The 19,865-nt window shown below is 70.7% G+C and carries 23 protein-coding genes and 5 tRNA genes; 19 read left to right on the top strand and 9 right to left on the bottom strand.

Features of this window, described 5'->3' with window-relative positions:
- Positions 1-64 precede the first annotated feature (64 nt).
- Positions 65-304 carry a hypothetical protein gene (locus OG700_RS09600; RefSeq protein ID WP_405611802.1) on the bottom strand — a complete coding sequence of 80 codons (240 nt, stop codon included), beginning with the start codon at positions 302-304 and terminating at the stop codon, positions 65-67.
- Positions 301-627 (bottom strand): DUF6247 family protein, encoded by a 327-nt coding sequence (locus OG700_RS09595; protein ID WP_405611800.1) that lies wholly within the window; start codon positions 625-627, stop codon positions 301-303. The genes OG700_RS09600 and OG700_RS09595 overlap by 4 nt, the downstream gene beginning before the upstream one ends.
- Positions 628-764: 137 nt before the next feature.
- On the opposite strand from OG700_RS09595, the gene OG700_RS09590 reads away from it, so the two are divergent.
- From OG700_RS09590 to OG700_RS09565, 6 genes are all read left to right on the top strand, one after another.
- Positions 765-1,487, top strand: a complete 723-nt coding sequence (locus OG700_RS09590) for an HAD family hydrolase (RefSeq protein ID WP_405611798.1) — start codon at positions 765-767, stop codon at positions 1,485-1,487.
- An 89-nt stretch (positions 1,488-1,576) separates the two neighbouring features.
- Positions 1,577-1,648: transfer RNA gene (locus OG700_RS09585), tRNA-Gln, on the top strand.
- A 19-nt stretch (positions 1,649-1,667) separates the two neighbouring features.
- Positions 1,668-1,740: transfer RNA gene (locus OG700_RS09580), tRNA-Glu, on the top strand.
- Between the two features lie 61 nt (positions 1,741-1,801).
- Positions 1,802-1,874, top strand: a tRNA-Glu gene (locus OG700_RS09575).
- 25 nt (positions 1,875-1,899) lie between these two features.
- A tRNA-Gln gene (locus OG700_RS09570) sits at positions 1,900-1,971 on the top strand.
- A 19-nt stretch (positions 1,972-1,990) separates the two neighbouring features.
- Positions 1,991-2,063: transfer RNA gene (locus OG700_RS09565), tRNA-Glu, on the top strand.
- A gap of 97 nt (positions 2,064-2,160) precedes the next feature.
- Here the strand turns inward: OG700_RS09565 and OG700_RS09560 are convergent.
- On the bottom strand, positions 2,161-2,826 hold the full coding sequence (locus tag OG700_RS09560) for a MerR family transcriptional regulator (RefSeq protein ID WP_405611796.1): 666 nt from the start codon (positions 2,824-2,826) through the stop codon (positions 2,161-2,163).
- Between the two features lie 116 nt (positions 2,827-2,942).
- Between OG700_RS09560 and OG700_RS09555 the strand changes: the two genes are divergently transcribed.
- Positions 2,943-3,425 (top strand): DUF4188 domain-containing protein, encoded by a 483-nt coding sequence (locus OG700_RS09555; protein ID WP_405611794.1) that lies wholly within the window; start codon positions 2,943-2,945, stop codon positions 3,423-3,425.
- Between the two features lie 159 nt (positions 3,426-3,584).
- Here the strand turns inward: OG700_RS09555 and ndgR are convergent, their stop codons facing one another.
- Positions 3,585-4,301 carry an IclR family transcriptional regulator NdgR gene (gene ndgR, locus OG700_RS09550; protein WP_078074883.1) on the bottom strand — a complete coding sequence of 239 codons (717 nt, stop codon included), beginning with the start codon at positions 4,299-4,301 and terminating at the stop codon, positions 3,585-3,587.
- Between the two features lie 181 nt (positions 4,302-4,482).
- Here ndgR and leuC point away from each other — a divergent pair, with 181 nt between their 5' ends.
- From leuC to OG700_RS09530, 4 genes are all read left to right on the top strand, one after another.
- Positions 4,483-5,907, top strand: a complete 1,425-nt coding sequence (gene leuC / locus OG700_RS09545; RefSeq protein WP_405611790.1) for a 3-isopropylmalate dehydratase large subunit — start codon at positions 4,483-4,485, stop codon at positions 5,905-5,907.
- Positions 5,908-5,912: 5 nt separating this feature from the next.
- Positions 5,913-6,521, top strand: a complete 609-nt coding sequence (leuD, locus tag OG700_RS09540) for a 3-isopropylmalate dehydratase small subunit (RefSeq protein WP_405611788.1) — start codon at positions 5,913-5,915, stop codon at positions 6,519-6,521.
- Between the two features lie 104 nt (positions 6,522-6,625).
- Positions 6,626-6,853 (top strand): hypothetical protein, encoded by a 228-nt coding sequence (locus tag OG700_RS09535; RefSeq protein WP_405611786.1) that lies wholly within the window; start codon positions 6,626-6,628, stop codon positions 6,851-6,853.
- A gap of 141 nt (positions 6,854-6,994) precedes the next feature.
- On the top strand, positions 6,995-7,657 hold the full coding sequence (locus OG700_RS09530) for an HU family DNA-binding protein (protein WP_405611784.1): 663 nt from the start codon (positions 6,995-6,997) through the stop codon (positions 7,655-7,657).
- Between the two features lie 89 nt (positions 7,658-7,746).
- On the opposite strand, the gene OG700_RS09525 is transcribed toward OG700_RS09530, so the two are convergent.
- Positions 7,747-7,947, bottom strand: a complete 201-nt coding sequence (locus OG700_RS09525; RefSeq protein ID WP_405611782.1) for a hypothetical protein — start codon at positions 7,945-7,947, stop codon at positions 7,747-7,749.
- Between the two features lie 17 nt (positions 7,948-7,964).
- On the bottom strand, positions 7,965-8,684 hold the full coding sequence (cofC, locus tag OG700_RS09520) for a 2-phospho-L-lactate guanylyltransferase (RefSeq protein WP_405621555.1): 720 nt from the start codon (positions 8,682-8,684) through the stop codon (positions 7,965-7,967).
- Between the two features lie 188 nt (positions 8,685-8,872).
- Between cofC and OG700_RS09515 the strand changes: the two genes are divergently transcribed.
- From OG700_RS09515 to OG700_RS09505, 3 genes are read left to right on the top strand one after another with little or no spacing between them, the layout of a single operon-like run.
- Complete coding sequence (locus OG700_RS09515; protein ID WP_405611780.1) at positions 8,873-9,625, top strand: lysophospholipid acyltransferase family protein; 753 nt, start codon at positions 8,873-8,875, stop codon at positions 9,623-9,625.
- A complete protein-coding gene (locus OG700_RS09510; protein WP_405611778.1) occupies positions 9,622-10,623 on the top strand; it encodes an NAD(P)H-dependent glycerol-3-phosphate dehydrogenase in 1,002 nt (333 codons plus the stop codon). The genes OG700_RS09515 and OG700_RS09510 overlap by 4 nt, the downstream gene beginning before the upstream one ends.
- A 34-nt stretch (positions 10,624-10,657) precedes the next feature.
- Complete coding sequence (locus tag OG700_RS09505; RefSeq protein ID WP_405611776.1) at positions 10,658-11,815, top strand: D-alanine--D-alanine ligase family protein; 1,158 nt, start codon at positions 10,658-10,660, stop codon at positions 11,813-11,815.
- 38 nt (positions 11,816-11,853) lie between these two features.
- Here OG700_RS09505 and OG700_RS09500 read toward each other — a convergent pair whose 3' ends face one another.
- The gene (locus OG700_RS09500; protein ID WP_405621552.1) at positions 11,854-12,333 is read right to left on the bottom strand and encodes a DUF3515 domain-containing protein; all 480 of its coding nucleotides are present in this window, start codon (positions 12,331-12,333) and stop codon (positions 11,854-11,856) included.
- 32 nt (positions 12,334-12,365) lie between these two features.
- Positions 12,366-12,599: an Lrp/AsnC ligand binding domain-containing protein gene (locus OG700_RS09495; protein WP_354607567.1), complete on the bottom strand. Its 234-nt coding sequence runs from the start codon at positions 12,597-12,599 to the stop codon at positions 12,366-12,368.
- A 264-nt stretch (positions 12,600-12,863) separates the two neighbouring features.
- On the opposite strand from OG700_RS09495, the gene OG700_RS09490 reads away from it, so the two are divergent.
- Positions 12,864-13,826, top strand: a complete 963-nt coding sequence (locus OG700_RS09490) for a thiamine-phosphate kinase (protein ID WP_405611774.1) — start codon at positions 12,864-12,866, stop codon at positions 13,824-13,826.
- A gap of 32 nt (positions 13,827-13,858) precedes the next feature.
- Positions 13,859-14,695, top strand: a complete 837-nt coding sequence (gene thiD, locus OG700_RS09485) for a bifunctional hydroxymethylpyrimidine kinase/phosphomethylpyrimidine kinase (RefSeq protein WP_405611772.1) — start codon at positions 13,859-13,861, stop codon at positions 14,693-14,695.
- 197 nt (positions 14,696-14,892) lie between these two features.
- Here the strand turns inward: thiD and rpmB are convergent, their stop codons facing one another.
- Positions 14,893-15,078 carry a 50S ribosomal protein L28 gene (gene rpmB / locus OG700_RS09480; RefSeq protein WP_003957616.1) on the bottom strand — a complete coding sequence of 62 codons (186 nt, stop codon included), beginning with the start codon at positions 15,076-15,078 and terminating at the stop codon, positions 14,893-14,895.
- Positions 15,079-15,337: 259 nt separating this feature from the next.
- On the opposite strand from rpmB, the gene OG700_RS09475 reads away from it, so the two are divergent.
- The 3 genes from OG700_RS09475 to recG all read left to right on the top strand — a co-directional run bounded on the left by OG700_RS09475 (position 15,338) and on the right by recG (position 19,820).
- Positions 15,338-17,083 (top strand): DAK2 domain-containing protein, encoded by a 1,746-nt coding sequence (locus OG700_RS09475; RefSeq protein WP_405611770.1) that lies wholly within the window; start codon positions 15,338-15,340, stop codon positions 17,081-17,083.
- Between the two features lie 110 nt (positions 17,084-17,193).
- Entirely contained in the window at positions 17,194-17,529 is a 336-nt protein-coding gene (locus tag OG700_RS09470) for a cupin (protein WP_405611768.1), read from the top strand.
- Between the two features lie 95 nt (positions 17,530-17,624).
- A complete protein-coding gene (gene recG / locus OG700_RS09465) occupies positions 17,625-19,820 on the top strand; it encodes an ATP-dependent DNA helicase RecG (RefSeq protein ID WP_405611766.1) in 2,196 nt (731 codons plus the stop codon).
- The last annotated feature ends 45 nt before the right edge of the window (positions 19,821-19,865 follow it).

The raw sequence follows: 19,865 nt of genomic DNA, 5'->3' as shown, positions 1-19,865 counted from the left end.
CGGGAAGGTGCGGCGACCGACCGGGCCGTCGCCCCTTCCCGTACGACCGGAGTCCTCGCAGGGGTCAGAGCGCCACGAGGTCAACGACGTTGATCACGACGTGCCGGTTCGACACGACGTAGGTCACGAAGCCACCGGTGAACGTCGCAGACCAGCTGTTGTCCCGATTGCTCGTCGCCGGCGCTCCGAACGGATTGACGGCGAGCCGTTTCTCCAGCGCGGAGAGCGCGCTGCGTTGGGGGGCGGTCAGTTCGCCCTTACGCCGGGCCGCCCGATCCGCGTACCGGATCGCGTACACGCTCACCCGCGCCCCCGCACGTCCACCGGGTTGTTGTCGGCGTCGTACGCGTTGCCTTCGTCGTCATGGAAGACCATGCCCTCGGTGTCGCCTTCCGACATGCGCTTGATCGTGTGCTCCACGTTGTCCAGATAGCCCGGGGTCGCGCACGCACAGGCGAAGGGGAACCACTTGTCCATGACGTCCGCCAGAGCCACCTGATCGAAGTCGGCCGCCGCGCTCAGCCAGTCCCGCTCGAACGCCTGCAACCAGTCGGGACGGCGCCGCAATGCCGTACGAACGGCCTCCGGAGTTCTCTCGCAGGCCTCCGGGTCCACTTCAGGGACCATGGTCAACTCCCTCGGCGGGTGGGCGAACGGGACCGTCATGCTAGGCCCTGCCCGGCACGTGGCACGCTGCCCACCGCGACATCGAACCCGTACGAGGGATGGGGCCGGCGGCGCGCCCCCCCCGGTACCGTCGTCGTATGCCGATCCGCGCCGTCGTCTGGGACATCGACGACACTCTCTTCGACTACACCACGGCCGACCGCGCCGGTATGCGGCTGCATCTCGCGGCCGAAGGGCTCGCCGACCGCTTCGGCACCGTCGAGCGGGCCCTGGCGCACTGGCGTGAGATCACCGACATCCACTGGCTGCGGTTCGCCGACGGGGCGACCACCTTCCAAGGACAGCGACGCGACCGCGTGCGGCAGTTCCTCCGTACGGAGACGCTGAGTGACAGCGCCGCCGACGCCTGGTTCGACCGCTACGTCGCGCACTACGAGTCCGCCTGGAAGCTCTTTCCCGACGCCCTCGCCGCACTGGACGCGCTGGCCCCCGACTACCGCCAGGCCGTGCTGTCCAATGCGAGCATTCGCAACCAGGACCCCAAGCTCCGCACCCTCGGCGTACGTGACTACTTCGAGGCGGTCCTGTGCGCCGCCGAGCTGGGTGTCTCCAAGCCCGACCCCGCCGCCTTCCACGCGGCGTGCGACGCGCTGGAGCTCGACCCCGCCGAGGTCGCCTACGTCGGGAACGAACCGGACATCGACGCCGGCGGTGCGACCGCCGCCGGACTGGCCGGAGTCTGGCTCGACCGGGGGCGGCTCGGCGGGCGCCCCGAGCTGGTGACGATCACCGATCTGGACCGCCTCCCCGCTCTGCTGCGCGGTGATACTCGTTTTGGAGCGCCGTCCCCCATCGGGTAATGTTCTTCCTGCGCCGCCCGAGAGACCGCAAGGTCTGGCCGGAAGGCGCAAACCCAAACAAAACCCCCACTCCGGGGGTTGAGTTTTGGTGGGCTATGGTGTAATTGGCAGCACGACGGTTTCTGGTTCCGTTAGTCTAGGTTCGAGTCCTGGTAGCCCAGCGCAGAGTTCTTCTGCAACGCCCCCGTTGTGTAGCGGCCTAGCACGCCGCCCTCTCAAGGCGGTAGCGCCGGTTCGAATCCGGTCGGGGGTACAGATCCTTCTCTCCGATTTCTTCGGGTCGCACCCGGACATGTCGATGCAGGATCGCTAGGGCCCCCGTTGTGTAGCGGCCTAGCACGCCGCCCTCTCAAGGCGGTAGCGCCGGTTCGAATCCGGTCGGGGGTACGCAGGACGCAGATCTGAACCACCTTGGGCTATGGTGTAATTGGCAACACGACGGTTTCTGGTTCCGTTGTTCTAGGTTCGAGTCCTGGTAGCCCAGCTCAACGCTCCACCAGCTAGCCCCCGTTGTGTAGCGGCCTAGCACGCCGCCCTCTCAAGGCGGTAGCGCCGGTTCGAATCCGGTCGGGGGTACGTGACGACGAGGCCCTCCGCGAACGCGGAGGGCCTTTTCCGTTGCCCCGTACCGTCGGCTCCGTAGCGCTCGATGCGCTCGATGTGCTCGACGCGCTCAATTCCGGCGACTGTAGCGCCGGTTGGACTCCTCGGCCTCCGCCAGCCGGCGCAGGCTGAGCAGCACCGGCTCGTACAGCACGGTGAGCGCGACCGCCGCCTCCACCTGCTCGTACGGGTCGCCGTACCGCTCCACCATGTCGATGTCGGTGACGCCGAGTTGGCCGGCGAGCCGCCCGTACGGCAGCAGGTCCGCCAGCTCGCACGGATAGCCGGTCCTGGACAGCCCGGCGATCGCGCCCACCAGGACGCGGTACGCGCCCTCCGAGGCGCCCCGTTCGGCCGCGTGCGTCCAGCCCAGCTCCTCGAACAGCTCCTCCGCCCGGCGCCGCGCGGACCGCGTCGCGTCGTCCGGTTCTCCGGCGTCGAACGAGGAGTCCACCGCCCCGGCGTTGGGGAGCGCCCCGATCGCCGCGCCCAGGCGCATGTGGTGGTCGATGGACTCGTCCTCGATGGCCGTGAGGACCTCTCGCGCGGTGGCCACCGGCATCCGGCCCACCTGGATCAGCGCGCGGACAAGGCGCAGCCGGCGCAGGTGCTCGTCGTCGTACGCGGACTGCGTCGCGGTGACCCGGCGGCCCGGCCTGAGCAGCCCCTCCCGCAGGTAGTACTTGATCGTGGCGGTGGGGATCCCACTGCGTTCACTCAGCTCCGCCATGCGCATACCGCTTGCACCTTCCATTGGAGAGTGCCACTATCCAATCATGGATAGTGGCACTCTCCAATGGGAGTCGCCGCCCGTACCGTCGCCGCCGTGCGGCCGGAAGCAGGGGGACCGTCATGGGTACGAAGCCGATCGAGGGCCGGATGACCGCGGACGCCGAGGGTGATGTCGTCGTCTTCGTCATCGGGATGCGCATCAACAACTTCCGCGCCCTGCGCAGCTGGTGGCCGGTGTTCATGGCCATGCCGAGGATGCTCAGGGAGCTGTCGCGGGACAAGGACAGCGGGCTCATCGGCGTGCAGACGCTGCTGGGCTTCCCGCGGGTGCTGTACAACGTCCAGTACTGGGACTCGAAGGAGAAGCTGCTCGCCTACGCTTCCGCGCCGGACCGTGAACACCGCCCCGCGTGGGCGGAGTTCAACCGCCGGCTGCGCGCGGGCCGGGGCAAGGTGGGCTTCTGGCACGAGACGTACGTCGTCCCGGCCGGTTCCTACGAGAGCCTCTACATCAACATGCCGGCGTTCGGCCTCGGCGCGGCCACGGACGTCGTCCCCGTGGGCCGCCGCGGCGAGCGCGCGGCCGACCGGCTCCGCTCGTGAGTGCGCGAACGTCCCGTGCGTCGCGAGAGCGTGAACCGCGCGGCGTACGGGGCGGAGTTGGGCAGGTGCGCGGCGTACGGAGGCGGTCACCGGCGACGCGCGACGGCGCGAGGTCACACGACACGGCACGGCCACGGCGCCGCTCGGAACGGCGCGCACTCAGCTCGTGCGGCGCAGCGCCTCCGACAGCCGTCCGGCCGCGTCGATGATCGCCTGGGCGTGCATCCGGCCCGGATGCCGGCTCAGGCGCTCGATCGGACCGGACACCGAGACCGCCGCGACGACGCGGTTGGACGGCCCGCGCACCGGCGCCGAGACCGAGGCGACGCCCGGCTCGCGCTCGCCGATCGACTGGGCCCAGCCCCGCCGCCGCACGCCGGAGAGCGCCGTGGCCGTGAACCGCGCGCCCTGGAGGCCGCGGTGCAGCCGCTCCGGCTCCTCCCAGGCCATCAGGATCTGCGCGGACGAGCCCGCCTTCATGGTGAGCGTGGAGCCGACGGGCACCGTGTCCCGCAGACCGGACAGGCGCTCGGCGGCGGCCACGCAGATCCGCATGTCGCCCTGGCGCCGGTAGAGCTGGGCGCTCTCCCCGGTCACGTCGCGCAGATGTGTGAGCACCGGCCCCGCCGTCGCCAGCAGCCGGTCCTCACCGGCCGCCGCCGCCAGCTCGGCCAGCCGCGGGCCGAGAATGAAACGGCCCTGCATGTCCCTCGCCACCATCCGGTGGTGTTCCAGGGCCACGGCCAGCCGGTGGGCCGTGGGCCGTGCGAGCCCGGTCGCAGCGACCAGCCCGGCGAGGGTGGCCGGACCGGACTCCAGGGCGCTCAGTACCAGAGCTGCCTTGTCGAGAACGCCGACGCCGCTAGAGTTGTCCATGCAACGATACTCGCGTCTCACTCTGTGAAACGCAAGTTCAATTTTCCGAGGAACTTGCCAACCTGTGTGGACGGGCCCGTACACGGACCGGGCTCGCAGCCGACGCGGGCACGTGGGACACCGGCGTGGGCCCCACATATCTCCAGGACTGCCGGCGGCGCTGCCGGCCGAAGGGAAAGCGATGGGTAGGACACTCGCGGAGAAGGTCTGGGACGACCATGTCGTCCGGCGCGCCGAGGGCGAGCCCGACCTTCTCTTCATCGATCTGCACCTGCTGCACGAGGTGACGAGCCCGCAGGCCTTCGACGGCCTCCGCCAGAACGGCCGACCGGTGCGGCGGCTCGACCTCACCATCGCGACCGAGGACCACAACACCCCGACGATCGACATCGACAAGCCGATCGCCGACCCCGTCTCGCGTATCCAGCTGGAGACGCTGCGCAAGAACTGCGCGGACTTCGGCGTCCGGCTGCACCCGCTGGGCGACGTCGAGCAGGGCGTCGTCCACGTCGTGGGCCCGCAGCTGGGGCTGACCCAGCCCGGCACCACCGTCGTGTGCGGCGACAGCCACACCTCCACCCACGGCGCCTTCGGCGCGCTGGCCTTCGGTATCGGCACCAGCCAGGTCGAGCACGTCCTGGCCACCCAGACGCTGCCGCTGGCCCGCCCCCGCACCATGGCCATCACCGTCGAGGGCGAACTGCCCGCCGACGTCACGGCCAAGGACCTGATCCTCGCCGTCATCGCCCGGATCGGCACCGGCGGCGGCCAGGGCTACATTCTCGAATACCGCGGTTCCGCCATCGAGAAGCTCTCGATGGAAGCCCGCATGACCATCTGCAACATGTCGATCGAGGCCGGCGCCAGGGCGGGCATGATCGCCCCGGACCAGACCACCTTCGACTACCTTCAGGGCCGCGACCACGCCCCCGAAGGGGCGGACTGGGACGCGGCGGTCGAGTACTGGCGGACGCTGCGCACCGACGACGACGCCGTCTTCGACGCCGAGGTCTTCATCGACGCCACCGAACTGGCCCCGTTCGTCACCTGGGGCACCAACCCCGGCCAGGGCGCGCCGCTGTCGACGCACGTCCCCGACCCTGCTTCGTACGAGGACGCTTCGGAGCGCCTCGCCGCCGAAAAGGCCCTGGAATACATGGGGTTGACCGCCGGGCAGGCGCTGCGGGACATCAAGGTGGACACCGTCTTCGTAGGTTCGTGCACCAACGGGCGTATCGAGGACCTGCGCTCGGCCGCCTCGATCCTGGACGGCCGCAAAGTCGCCGACGGTGTACGGATGCTGGTGGTCCCGGGCTCCGTACGCGTCGCGCTCCAGGCCGTCGCCGAGGGCCTGGACAAGGTCTTCACGGGCGCGGGCGCCGAATGGAGGCACGCGGGCTGCTCGATGTGTCTGGGTATGAACCCCGACCAACTGGCGCCCGGCGAGCGCTCCGCGTCGACCTCGAACCGCAACTTCGAGGGCAGGCAGGGCAAGGGCGGCCGGACCCACCTCGTCTCGCCGCAGGTGGCCGCGGCCACCGCCGTGCTGGGCCATCTGGCCTCGCCCGCCGACCTGTCCGACACCCGTACCCCCGTGGAGGCCTGAGCGCCATGGACGCTTTCACCACACACACCGGCCGGGCCGTCCCGCTGCGCCGCAGCAACGTCGACACCGACCAGATCATCCCGGCCCACTGGCTGAAGAAGGTCACCCGAGACGGCTTCGAGGACGGGCTGTTCGAGGCCTGGCGCAAGGACCCGGACTTCGTCCTCAACCGGCCCGAGCGCCAGGGCGCGTCGGTCCTCATCGCCGGATCCGACTTCGGCACCGGCTCGTCACGCGAACACGCCGTGTGGGCGCTGCAGAACTTCGGTTTCCGCGCCGTCATCTCCTCCCGGTTCGCCGACATCTTCCGCGGCAACTCCCTCAAGAACGGCCTGCTGACGGTCGTTCTGGAGCAGCGCGTCGTCGACCACCTCTGGGAACTGACCGAGGCCCACCCGACCGCGGCCGTGACGGTGGACCTCGAAGCGCGCCAGGTGCGCGCCGAGGGCCCCGACGGAGCAACGGTGACCACCGATTTCGAGCTGGACGAGAACGCCCGCTGGAGGCTGCTCAACGGCCTCGACGACATCGGTCTCACCCTGAAGAACGAAGCGGACATCGTGACGTACGAAACCTCCCGACCGTCCTTCAAACCCCGCACGATTGCCGTCTGATCAGCGCTTTTCCCTACTCGCGCCCCCTGCCTCCAGGTAGGGGGCGCAGTGCCTTGTTGAGACCCCGCCGGGCGACAACTCGCCCCAGATGGCACAATCGGTGCATGGAACGCGACAGCCAACTCGAGCTTTACGGAGTGGTCGCGGACCGGCTCAAGGAAGCGCACACAAGGGTGCGCGCACTGCAAGTCCCGGAGGGCGTACGGATGGCGCTGACCCGGAAGCTGCTGGTCATCACGGCCGCGGCCAAACACGACCTCTTAGGCGCGGCCCGTCGTCTGGACCGCTTCATGAAGGACCTCGACGAGGGCCGATTCCCGGAAGACGGCTGAAGCCGCGGAACTCCGCGGGGTCGACTTCGTTGCGGCACTAGGGTGATTAGCCCGTTTCGTGTTTGATTTGCGGTATATATCTGCCTAACGTGCGGAAAAGCTTGAACACTTTCGTTCTGGCAATGTCTCGAAGGGGAAGACGTGAACAAGGCGCAGCTCGTAGAAGCAATTGCGGACAAGGTCGGAGGTCGCCAGCAGGCGGCCGACGCGGTCGACGCGGTACTGGACGCTGTTGTCCGCGCCGTCGTCGCGGGTGAGCGGGTCTCCGTCACCGGCTTCGGTTCGTTCGAGAAGGTCGACCGTCCGGCCCGTTACGCCCGTAACCCGCAGACGGGTGAGCGGGTCCGGGTCAAGAAGACGTCGGTACCGCGCTTCCGCGCGGGACAGGGCTTCAAGGACCTGGTGAGCGGCTCGAAGAAGCTTCCCAAGAACGACGTGGCCGTCAAGAAGGCCCCCAAGGGCAGCCTGTCGGGCGGTTCTTCCACCCGTACGACCGCCAAGGCCGCGGCCAAGAAGGCCACCGCCAAGAAGGCCACGGCGAAGAAGACCGCCGCCAGGAAGACCGCGGTCGCGGGCACCGCCAAGAGGGCGACGGCCAAGAAGACCTCGGCCACCGCCAAGAAGACGGCCACGAAGAAGACCACGGCCGCCAAGAAGTCCACGGCCAAGAAGGCGAGCACGGCCAAGAAGGCCACGGCGAAGAAGACCGCCCCGGCCAAGAAGGCGACCGCCAAGAAGGCGCCCGCCCGCAAGGTGGCGTCGCGCAAGACCACCGCCAAGAAGACCACCGCGAGGAACAAGTAAGCGGCACAAGGCCGTAGGGCCACTCACGCGCCGGGCCGGGCTCCCCTCGGGGAGCCCGGCCCGCGGCGTTGGGACGGCTGTGACGGCCCTCAGAACGTCTGGAGCGTCACCAGTGTGATGTTCCCGCTGTTCCCGCCCGCGCGTTCGATACGGACCCGCTGGCCGGGCCGGAGCAGCCGCAGACCGCCCGCGTCGAACGCGGCGGCGTCGAAGTCCACCGGGGTCCCGTCGTCGAGCAGCACACTGCCGCTGCGGGTCTCGGACACGAAGGTGTACGCGGTCGCCTGCATGCCCGCCAGCGTATCGGTCAGCATCCCGGCCGCGCCCCGCAGACCGGGCCGGACACCGGGCGGGGGGCCGCGTGACGTCGCGCCGTGTGCGGGCCGAGCCCCAGGACCGCGGCGGCCAGCAGATCCTCGCCCGTATCGACATCCCGCCGTACGGAATCCACGCCGGTCAGGACAATTTCCCTGGCACCCGTGGACAAATGCCGGTCCCGCGAAGCGCCGCCGAATGCCGGATTCAATTCCGACCCGGCCCGCGCGGCCAGCAAAGTCGTACCGATTTCGGCGGCGTCCGCGAGAAATGCGCGCGGGAAAGCCCCGGCGGCCGTGAGCACCCGCGCCAGCTCGGCCGGCCGCAGCGCCGGCAGATCGGCGTTGAGCGCCGCGATGTCGGCCCGCGGCCTGCCGGCCCTGACCGCCCGCGCGCCGTGCGCCAGCGCGGCGTTGAGCCCGGCCGCCGGACTGTCGGGGACGGTGCGCGCGCCCAGCGCCGCCAGTTCGGCCGCGGCCAGCGGATCGTCGGTGACGACCACCACGTCGCGTACGACGGGGCAGGCCAGCGCCGCGGCCACGGTGTCCTGGGCGAACGCCAGCGCCAACTGGGGCCGCAGCAGATCGCCCGTCGACCTGGCGAGCCTGCTCTTGGCCACCACGAGCGGCTTGAGCGGGACGACCAGGGACCAGGCGGCGGTCGGGTCGGTGTTCGTGGCGGGCTCTCCGTCCTTACGCGTTCGGCCCTCTATTGTGGCCCGATCGCGCCGCGCGGTGCGGTACAGGGGCCACCAGGGCCCCGGGAATGGCGAACTGAGCCCGCAGGCCCGGTCCGCGGGCCGGGGCGTACGGTGTTCTCGACAGAGCAGAGGCCTGGGGCGACACTTGACCCCCAGCAGCCAGGGCCGGCCCAAGCCAGGCCACAGAGAAAGGTGTCCGAGTGTCCCGCCCCAGAATCGGCTTCTGGTACCGCCTGGCAGCGGTCATCGCGAAACCGCCGTTGATCGTTCTGTTCAAGCGGGACTGGCGGGGAATGGAACACATTCCGGCCGACGGCGGATTCCTTACCGCCGTGAACCACAACTCGGCTCTGGACCCTCTCTCCTACGGACACTTCCAGTACAACAGCGGCCGGGTGCCGCGACTGCTCGCGAAGGCCGCGCTCTTCGACGTGCCTTTCGTCGGCATGATGCTGCGCGGCACCGGACAGATTCCCGTCTATCGCGAGAGTTCCAACGCCCTGGACGCATTCCGGGCCGCCGTGGACGCCATCCACCGCGGGGAATGCGTCGCGTTCTATCCCGAGGGCACCCTCACCCGCGACCCCGACATGTGGCCGATGACCGGCAAGACCGGTGCGGCACGCGTCGCCCTCCTTACGGAGGCGCCGGTCATTCCCGTCGCACAGTGGGGCGCCAATCTGGCGATACCGCCGTACGCCAAGGAGAACAAGGTCCGCCTCTTTCCGCGCAAGACCCTGCGGGTGCAGGCAGGCCCGGCGATCGACCTCTCCCGTTTCTACGGGAAGGAACCGACGCCCGAACTCCTGCGCGAGGTCACCGAGGTCATCATGGCCGCCATCACCGAACTGCTCGCCGAGGTACGCGGCGAACCGGTACCCGCCGCACCGTACGACCACCGCAAGGTTCTGGAAGCGAAGCGGCGCAAGGCCGCGGAAGAGGGGTTGAAGTGACGCGCGTCGCGGTCTTCGGGACGGGATCGTGGGGAACGGCGTTCGCCATGATTCTCGCCGACGCGGGATGTGAGGTGACTCTCTGGGCCCGCCGCCCCGAGGTCGTCGACGCGGTCAACAACACCCGCACCAACCCGGACTATCTGCCGGGCGTCGAACTGCCCTCCTCGGTACGGGCGACCACCGACCCGGCGGAGGCCGCCAGGGACGCCGAGTTCACCGTCATCACCATCCCCTCGCAGACTCTGCGCGCCAATCTCGCCGAATGGGCCTCGCTGCTGCCCCCGGACACCGTTCTCGTCTCCCTGATGAAGGGCGTCGAACTCGGCACCACGAAGCGCATGAGCGAGGTGATCGGCGAGGTGGCCAAGGCGTCCGCCGACCGGGTCGCCGTTCTCACCGGCCCCAACCTGGCCGGCGAGATCGCCGCCAGGCAGCCCGCCGCCGCCGTCGTGGCGTGCACCGACGAGGCGGTGGCCAACCGGCTCCAGGCGGCCTGCCACACGCCGTACTTCCGCCCGTACACGAACACCGACGTGGTCGGCTGCGAACTCGGCGGCGCCGTCAAGAACGTCATCGGGCTCGCCGTCGGCATCGCCGACGGCATGGGACTCGGCGACAACACCAAGGCGTCGCTGATGACCCGGGGCCTCGCCGAAACCACCCGCCTGGGGCTGGCGATGGGCGCCGACCCGCACACCTTCTCCGGCCTCGCCGGAATGGGCGATCTGATCGCGACCTGTTCCTCGCCGCTGTCGCGCAACCACACCTTCGGTACGAACCTCGGACGCGGCATGACGCTGGAGCAGACGATCGCGGCGAGCACGCAGACCGCGGAGGGCGTCAAGTCCTGCCAGTCCGTGCTGGATCTGGCCCAGCGGCACGGCGTCGACATGCCCATCACCGAAACGGTCGTGAGCATCGTCCACGAGGGGAAGCCCCCGCTCGTCGCCGTGAAGGAGCTGATGGCGCGCAGCGCCAAGCCCGAACGCCGCTGACTCCGCGGCGGTCAGCGGGTAACCTCATCGCGATATGAGCAGCGAGAACCTCCCCCAGAGCCCTGAGCAGCAGCTCCGCAAGCCGCGTGTGGCGGTCGTATTCGGCGGCCGAAGTTCCGAGCACGCCATCTCGGTGGTCACGGCCGGCGCCGTACTGCGGGCCATCGACCGTACGAAGTACGACGTGCTGCCCATCGGCATCACCACGGACGGACGCTGGGCGCTCACCGCCGACGAACCGGACCGCATGGGCATCGCCGACCGCCGGTTGCCGAGCGTCGAGGATCTGGCCGAGTCCACGGACGGCGCCGTCGTCCTCTCCGTCGACCCCGGCAACCGCGAAGTCGTCTACAGCGAGCAGGGCTCCGTGCCCAAGGCGCTGGGCGACGTCGACGTCGTCTTCCCGGTGCTGCACGGCCCGTACGGCGAGGACGGCACCCTCCAGGGCCTGTTGGAGCTCTCCGGCGTCCCGTACGTCGGCGCGGGCGTCCTGGCGTCGGCCGTCGGCCAGGACAAGGAGTACATGAAGCGGGTGTTCCTCTCGTACGGGCTGCCCGTCGGGCCGTACGAGGTGATCCGCCCGCGCGAGTGGCAGCTGGACCCCTCCGGCGCCCGCAGGAAGATCGTGGACTTCGCCGCCGAGCACGGCTGGCCGGTCTTCGTGAAGCCCGCACGCGCCGGATCCTCCATGGGCATCACCAAGGTGGACGCCCTGGAAGGGCTGGAGGACGCGATCGAGGAGGCGCAGCGCCACGACCCGAAGATCCTGGTCGAGTCGCTGCTGCGCGGCCGGGAGATCGAGTGCGGGGTGCTGGAGTTCGAGGACGGGCCGCGTGCGAGCGTGCCCGCCGAGATCCCGCCCGTCACGTCGCACGAGTTCTACGACTTCGAGGCGAAGTACATCGACGCCGCCACGGGCCTGGTGCCCGCGCCTCTTACCGAGGAGCAGACGGCCGAGGTCCAGCGGCTCGCCGTCGAGGCGTTCGACGCCGTGTCCTGCGAGGGACTGGTCCGCGCGGACTTCTTCCTTACGGAGGACGGTGGTTTCGTCATCAACGAGATCAACACCATGCCGGGCTTCACGCCGATCTCGATGTACCCGCGGATGTGGCAGGAGAGCGGCGTCAGCTACCCGGAGCTGATCGACCGGCTGATCAAGGCGGCACTGCGCCGACCGACCGGACTGCGCTGAGGGGCGACGCGCACGGTCCGTACGGCGTCCTTGGGACCTCAGAGGCTGGACGGCACCGTGTCGGCGACCGGTGCCGCGAGGTCCGACAGCGGACTGATGTCGTGCAGGTACCGCTCGTCCAGCGTGACCTCGACGTACGTCTTGCGGTACGTGGTGGTGAACCGCGGCCCCGAATCCCGTTCCTCCAGCATCCAGTTGACGCCGTCGACGTCCACGCCCTCGGCCTGGGGGTCACTCATCCGCTCGGGCCGGGGGATGCCGCAGCGCAGTACGATCGCGGCGTCCCCCCACCCGGCGGTCAGTTCGGAACCCGGCTCCGGATCACTCCGGTCGTGCCCCGCGACGGTCTTCGGCAGCTCCTTGTCCAGCGCGTGGCAGAACGCCGCCTCGTCCGCCGGCGGGCCGGGAACCGGGACTGTGGCCGGGGCGTCCGTGGAGGAGCAGCCGACTGTCACGGCGAGCGCGAGCACCAGGACGGCGGGCAGGCGGGCGAATCGGGGGCCGGATAGCCTGCGCATCGGAAAGGTCACCGGCCAAGCGTAGACGGGGGCTACAGGTGCACGACCGGGCAGGTCAGGGTGCGGGTGATGCCGTCCACTTGCTGGACTTTGGCGACCACCATGCGGCCGAGGTCGTCCACGGTGTCGGACTGGGCACGCACGATCACGTCGTAGGGGCCGGTGACATCCTCGGCCTGTATCACTCCAGGGATCTTCGCGATGGTCTCGGCGACGGTCGTCGCCTTGCCCACCTCGGTCTGAATAAGGATGTACGCCTGTACCACGGAACCTCCAGGGCGGCCACGAGGATCTTGTGGGGAGAAGGGACGCCACGGTATCGCGTCACCCAGTGCCGCGGGGAGACCCGCGCGGACGGCGGCACCGGCGGCGTGACGTACCGGGCGGTGAGGTTGACGTACGCGTCGACGCCGCCGCGGGCGGTGAACGGTTCGCGACCGCGGGCGCGCAGCCGACGCAGGGGGCCGGAACCCCGGCCGGACAAGCAGGTTGGCCGGATCTGCCGGCCGCACGACGAGAGGTGGGACTCGGTGAAGGGCACCGTGGGCGAGTTGGGGGAGTTCGGACTCATCAGGGAGCTCACTTCCCGGCTCACCACCACCCCGGCGGTCCGGCTCGGGCCGGGCGACGACGCCGCGGTGGTGGCCGCACCCGACCGCAGGGTCGTGGCGAGTACGGACATCCTCCTTGAGGGGCGGCACTTCCGCCGCGACTGGTCGACCGCGTACGACGTGGGAAGGAAGGCCGCCGCACAGAACCTCGCCGACATCGCGGCGATGGGGGCGGTTCCGACCGCGCTGCTGCTCGGCCTGGTCGTCCCGGCCGAACTCCCGGTCACCTGGCCCACCGAACTGATGGACGGCATCCGTGACGAGTGCCAGGTCGCGGGCGCGGCGGTGGTCGGCGGCGACGTCGTACGGGGCGAGACGATCACCCTCGCGATCACCGCGCTCGGCGATCTGCGCAACCACGAGCCGGTGACGAGATCGGGCGCGAAGCCGGGCGATCTCGTCGCGTACACCGGCTGGTTGGGCTGGTCGGCGGCCGGACACGCGGTGCTGTCGCGGGGATTCCGGTCACCGCGTGCCTTCGTCGAGGCGCACCGGCGGCCCGAACCGCCGTACCACGCCGGGCCGGCGGCGGCGGGGCTCGGTGCCACGGCGATGACGGACGTGAGCGACGGTCTCGTCGCCGATCTCGGGCACATCGCCGACGCCAGCAAGGTCCGTATCGATCTGCGCTCGGGGCTCATCGACATTCCGTCGCAGATGAACGACATCGGGCAGGCGGTGGGCGTGGATCCGCTCCAGTGGGTGCTGACCGGGGGAGAGGACCACGCGATCGTCGCGACGTTCCCGCCGGACGCCAAGCTGCCCGCCCGATGGAAGGTGATCGGCGAGGTCCTCAACCCGTCGGCGCTGCCGCAGGTGACGGTCGACGGGGCGCCGTGGACGAGCAAGGGCGGCTGGGACCACTTCGGGGACACGACGTAGGCGCCTGCCCGGCGGGCCAGTAGATTCGAGGCATGGCCATACCCCCCGCGTCCGCCGAGTCCGCCGCGTCATCAGGGCCTGCCGGCGTGCCGGCCCGTGTTCTCACCGTCGCCGGGTCCGACTCCGGCGGCGGTGCGGGCATCCAGGCGGACCTCAAGACCATGCTGGCGTTCGGCGTGCACGGCATGAGCGTGCTCACGGCCGTCACCGCGCAGAACTCGCGCGGCGTGCAGGGCGCTTGGGAGCTGCCCGTGGCTGCGGTACGGGCCCAGTACCGCAGCGTCGTGGACGACATCGGCGTCCAGGCGGTGAAGACCGGCATGCTCTCGTCGGCGCCGCTGGTGGAGGCCGTCGCCGAACTCCTCGCAGGGACCGACGCCCCCGTGGTGGTCGATCCGGTCGGGGTCTCCAAGCACGGGGACCCGCTGCTCGCGGCCTCGGCGCTGGATTCCGTACGGAAGCGGCTGCTGCCGACGGCGACCGTCGCCACCCCCAACCTCGACGAGGTGACCCAGCTGACCGGCGTGGAGGTGGGGGACGAGGCGGGGATGCGGCGTGCCGCGACTGCCGTACTCGCCTTCGGGCCGCGCTGGGTGCTGATCAAGGGCGGGCATCTGCCGGGGGACGCCGTGGATCTGCTGACGGACGGCGATGAGGAGCACTGGCTGCGCGCACCGCGCCACGACAACCGGCACACGCACGGGACCGGCTGCACGCTCGCCTCGGCGATCGCGGCGGGGCTGGGGACGGGGCAGGGGGTCCTGGAGGCCGTCGTCGCCGCGAAGGAGTACGTGACGGGCGCGATCGCCACCGGCTTCCCGCTGGGCAGCGGGATCGGCCCCGTGGACCACGGCTGGCGCTTCCGTTGAGGCCTGACGCCTGACGTTGTTGCTTGGCGTTGTTGCTTGTTGCCGGTGCCTGACGCGGTCGGCCGGTGGTCAACTGCGGGAACACGGTGCGGCAGTTGGGCACGGGGGAGACCCGGCGCGGGGCACGACAAAAAGCCGGTCCACCGAGGTGGACCGGCTTTCAAGGCAACCGCAGGGGCTGCGCTACGACGAGAACGTCAGCGCGAGACCTTGCCGGCCTTGATGCACGATGTGCAGACGTTGAGCCGCTTCGGCGTCCGACCGACCACGGCACGCACGCGCTGGATGTTCGGGTTCCAGCGACGGGACGTACGGCGGTGCGAGTGCGAAATGTTGTTGCCGAAGCCCGGCCCCTTGCCGCAGACGTCGCAGTTGGCAGCCACGGGTCACTCCAAAGACTTCAGATGCACTTACGGTGAATTCCGGCGCGACAGAATCATTGACTGATGTCGGCTGCGCCGGGGGAGAAGGCCCGACTTTCGCCGGGCAACCGGAGGAGCATACAACGCCCGATCCGGTTGAACGAAACTACCATGGCTGGACCCGCCCCCGTCCCGCCCCCTCTCCCACCTGCCACTACGGTGCGGGCGGACTACCCTGCGGTGCAGTTCGCAGCCCCAGGCCGCCAAGGAGGATCCTCAGGTGCCGCAGACCCTCGACGCCGCAGCGGTGCGTACCTGGTGCTCGCTGGCGCTGGACGCCCTGGGCCGGGACCGTGAGGAGATCGACGCGATCAACGTCTATCCGGTCGCCGACGGGGACACCGGCACCAACCTCTATCTGACGGTGGAGTCCGCCGTGCAAGCGGTCGAGGCCGTCTTCGACGCGCACGCGACGGGGACGTCCGTACCGGACCTGCCCGACGCCGTACGGGCCATGGCGCACGGGGCGTTGATCGGCGCCCGCGGGAACTCCGGGACGATCCTGGCGCAGTTGCTGCGAGGCATGGCCGAGGTGCTCGGCGAGGACGCGGCCTCAGGCGGGGACGCGGGCGGGGCGGGGACCGGGACCGGGATCGGCGCCGACGGGGCGGCGGAAGGCGGCGGGGACCACCTGGCCAGGGCGCTGCGCCGGGCCGCCCAGCTGGCGCGCGAGGCCGTCGCGCATCCGGTCGAGGGCACGATCCTCACGGTGGCCTCCGCGGCGGCGGACGCCGCGACGCGCACGACGTCCGGCGGCGCGGGTGGCGAGGGCGCTCCGGGCGGTGCGGGCGGTCCGGGCGGCGACGGTGCGGCGTACGGCAGCGGGGCGGCCGTCCACGCCGCCTACGCCGGGGCCCGCGTCGCGCTCGACGCGACACCCGGTCAGCTCGCCGTCCTCGGCCGCGCCGGGGTCGTCGACGCCGGTGGACGGGGCCTGCTCGCCGTCCTGGCCGCACTCGTGGAGGCCGTCACGGGCGACGCCCCGTCCCCCGTCGCACCGGGCGCCCGCCCGCACGACCTGCCCGCCGCCGTGGAGTCCTGCGACGCCGACGACAGCCCCGCCGGCCCCGCCTTCGAGGTGATCTACCTCCTGGAGACGGACGAGCCGGGCATTGCCCGGCTCCGTCGCCGGCTCGACGCGCTGGGCGACTCGCTCGTCGTGGTCGGCGGCGACGGCCTGTGGAACGTGCACGTGCACGTCGACGACGCGGGCGCCGCCGTGGAGGCCGGTGTCGAGGCGGGACGCCCGTACCGGATCCGTATCACGCACTTCGGCGCCGCCGCCGGGCACCGGCGGGAGCGGGCGCAGCGCGCCGTGGTCGCCGTGGTCCCGGGCGAAGGCCTGGCGGGACTGTGCGCCGAGGCCGGAGCCACGACGGTGCTCGCGCGCCCCGGGGAGCCCCCGGCGAGCGGCGAACTGGTCGAGGCCATCCGGCGCGCCCACGCGCACGAGGTGGTGCTGCTGCCGAACGACGCGGAATTGCGCCACACCGCCGCTGTCGCCGCCGAACAGGCCCGCGCCGAAGGCATCCGGGTCGCCCTCATCCCCACCAGGGCGGCCGTGCAGGGCATCGCCGCCCTCGCGGTGCACGAGCCGACCCGCCGCTTCGACGAGGACGTGGTGGCCATGACCTCGGCCGCCGGCGCCACTCGTTACGCCGAACTGGCCGTCGCGGAGCGGCAGTCCTGGACCATGGCCGGCATCTGCCAGGCGGGCGATCTGCTGGGGCTGATCGACGGCGACGTCGCGGTGATCGGCACGGAGCTCGCGGCCACCGCCGAGAGCGTGCTGGACCGGATGCTGTCGGCGGGTGGCGAACTGGTCACCCTTGTGCTCGGCCAGGACGTGCCCGACAGCCTCGCCGAACGCCTGGAGCGCTACGTACGGGACGGACACCTGGCCGTCGACACGGTGGTCTACCGCGGGGGCCGTCAGTCGGTGCCGCTGCTGATCGGTGTGGAGTAGTCGCGTGGCCACGTAGTGGCCACGGCTTGCACGGGGCGCCGTACCTGTGACGATGGTGGGTAAGCGCACCAGGACAGACGCGCGCACCGCCCGAGGTGAGAGGCCCACCGATGGACGACCTGACCGCACTCGCCCGCCATCAGCTCGACGACGCACGCGCCAGCGCCCACGGCCGGAGCGCGCATCTCTTCCTGCACGACGGACCACTGCGGCAGACGGTCATCGCGCTGACCTCCGGCTCGTCCCTCGACGAGCACAACGCGCCCCCGGCGGCCAGCCTTCAGGTGCTGCACGGCCGGGTACGGCTGACGAAGAAGTCCGGGGACCAGGACATGATCGCCGGACAGGTGGGCCCGATTCCGCACGAACGGCACGGCCTGGAGGCCCTGGAGGACTCCGCCGTCCTGCTCACCGCCGTCACCGAGGTCCGGGCGACCAGCCGCTGAACCGGCCCCGGACACGTCCGTCGGCCCGGCTCTGACCCGCCTTCGACCTGGAGTTGTCCACAGGTGCGCGACGGATGTCAGTGATGTGGTGTGCAATGGATCGTGTGTCCGCGCTGGATGAATCACTCAAGAAGACGCTCGGCCCCGCCACCGCGAAGGTGATGGCCGAGCAGCTGGATCTGCACACGGTCGGTGATCTGCTGCACCACTACCCGAGGCGGTACGAGGAGCGGGGCCAGCTCACCCGCCTCGCCGACCTCCCGCTCGACGAGGACGTCACGGTCGTCGCCCAGGTCGCCGACTCCCGCATCCTGAAGTTCAACGGAGGCCGGGGCCAGCGGCTGGAGATCACCCTCACCGACGGCAGCGGCCGGCTCCAACTGGTCTTCTTCGGCCGGGGGATCCACAAGCCGCACAAGGATCTGCTGCCCGGCAGCCGGGGCATGTTCGCCGGCAAGGTCTCGATGTTCAACCGGAAGCTCCAGCTCGCCCATCCCACGTATGTGCCGCTCGGTACGGACAGCGGCGACGAGGCCGTGGACGCCTTCGCGGGCAGGCTGATCCCGATCTACCCGGCCTGCAAGGGACTGGAGTCCTGGAAGATCACCAAGGCGGTCGACGCCGTGCTGCCCAGGGCCACCGAGGCCGTCGACCCGCTGCCGCCCTCGCTGCGCGAGGGGCGCGGCTTCGTACCGCTCCCCGAAGCGCTGTTGAAGATCCACCGGCCCGACACCAAGGCCGATGTCGCCGAGGCCAGGGACCGGCTCAAGTGGGACGAGGCGTTCGTGCTCCAGGTCGCCCTCGCCCGGCGCAGGCACGCGGACTCCCAACTCCCCGCGGTGGCGCGCGAACCGGTGGCCGGGGCCCTGCTCGACGCCTTCGACGCCAAGCTGCCCTTCACCCTCACCGACGGCCAGTTGAAGGTCACGGGTGAGATCTTCGACGATCTGGCGACCGAGCATCCGATGCACCGCCTCCTTCAGGGCGAGGTCGGCTCCGGCAAGACGATGGTGGCGCTGCGCGCGATGCTCACCGTCGTGGACGCGGGCGGCCAGGCCGCGATGCTCGCGCCGACCGAGGTGCTCGCCCAGCAGCACCACCGTTCGATGACCGAGATGATGGGCCGGCTCGCCGAGGGGGGCATGCTGGGCGGCGCCGAGACCGCCACCAAGGTGGTGCTGCTCACCGGCTCCATGGGCGCGGCGGCGCGGCGGCACGCGCTGCTCGACCTGGTCACCGGCGAGGCCGGGATCGTGATCGGCACGCACGCGCTGATCGAGGACAAGGTGCGGTTCCACGATCTGGGTCTGGTCGTGGTGGACGAGCAGCACCGCTTCGGCGTCGAGCAGCGCGACGCCCTGCGCTCCAAGGGCAAGCAGCCGCCTCACCTGCTGGTCATGACGGCGACGCCCATTCCCCGTACGGTCGCGATGACGGTCTTCGGTGACCTGGAGACGTCCGTTCTGGACCAACTGCCCGCAGGGCGCTCCCCGATCGCCACCCATGTCGTGCCGGCCCAGGACAAGCCGCACTTCCTGGCGCGCGCCTGGGAGCGGGTGCGCGAGGAGGTCGGCAAGGGGCACCAGGCGTACGTCGTCTGTCCCCGGATCGGTGACGGTGAGGACGAGCCGAAGAAGAAGGCCGCGGCGAAGGCGGCCGAGGCCGACGGGGACAGGCGTCCGCCGCTGGCCGTGCTGGACATCGCGAAGCAGCTCACCGCCGGGCCGCTGGCCAGCCTCCGTATCGAGGTGCTGCACGGCCGTATGCAGCCCGACGACAAGGACGACGTGATGCGCCGCTTCGCCGCGGGCGAGGTGGACGTCCTGGTCGCGACGACCGTCATCGAGGTCGGTGTCAACGTCCCCAACGCCACCGCGATGGTGATCATGGACGCGGACCGGTTCGGCGTCTCGCAGCTCCACCAGCTGCGCGGCCGGGTGGGCCGGGGCTCCGCCCCGGGACTGTGCCTGCTGGTCTCGGAGATGCCGGAGGCGAGCCCCGCCCGTGCCCGTCTCGGCGCGGTCGCCTCCACCCTCGACGGCTTCGAGCTCTCCCGTATCGACCTCGAACAGCGCCGCGAGGGCGATGTCCTCGGCCAGGCCCAGTCCGGGGTCCGTTCCTCGCTGCGGGTGCTCGCCGTCATCGAGGACGAGGACGTCATCGCCGCGGCCAGGGAGGAGGCCGTGGCCGTCGTCGCCGCGGACCCGGAGCTGGACGCCTTCCCGGAGCTGCGTACGGCGCTGGACGCCCTGCTGGACACGGAGCGGGAGCAGTATCTCGACAAGGGCTGAACGGGCCGCACAGCCCCGCTCAGCGGCCCCGGCGCCACCGGGCGG

It is taken from the genome of Streptomyces sp. NBC_01508 (genome assembly GCF_045040315.1).
Taxonomy (GTDB): domain Bacteria; phylum Actinomycetota; class Actinomycetes; order Streptomycetales; family Streptomycetaceae; genus Streptomyces.
The sequence above is the reverse complement of the archived record's forward strand: the minus strand, read 5'-3'. Positions and strand labels throughout refer to the sequence as shown.